The sequence below is a fragment of the Microbacterium sp. JB110 genome (genome assembly GCF_003335195.1).
GTDB lineage: Bacteria > Actinomycetota > Actinomycetes > Actinomycetales > Microbacteriaceae > Microbacterium.
Window position 1 is genome coordinate 1 of sequence record NZ_QPGM01000034.1, and the last position, 201, is coordinate 201.

At 72.1% G+C, this 201-nt stretch carries 1 protein-coding gene; it reads right to left on the reverse strand.

From position 1 onward, the window contains the following. Positions 1-201, reverse strand: a 201-nt coding sequence (locus CIK77_RS17955; protein WP_220224459.1) for a hypothetical protein, incomplete at both ends; no start/stop codon positions are given.

A 201-nucleotide genomic window follows, 5' to 3' on the forward strand; every position in this document is an offset into this window, starting at 1 on the left:
TACCAGGGTCCGTGCCCGGGTCGGTTCCAGGCTCCGTACCGGGGTCCGTACCAGGATCCGTGCCCGGGTCCGTACCGGGGTCGGTTCCAGGCTCCGTGCCCGGGTCGGTACCGGGGTCAGTACCAGGGTCCGTGCCCGGGTCGGTTCCAGGGTCCGTGCCCGGGTCGGTTCCAGGCTCCGTACCGGGGTCCGTACCAGGCT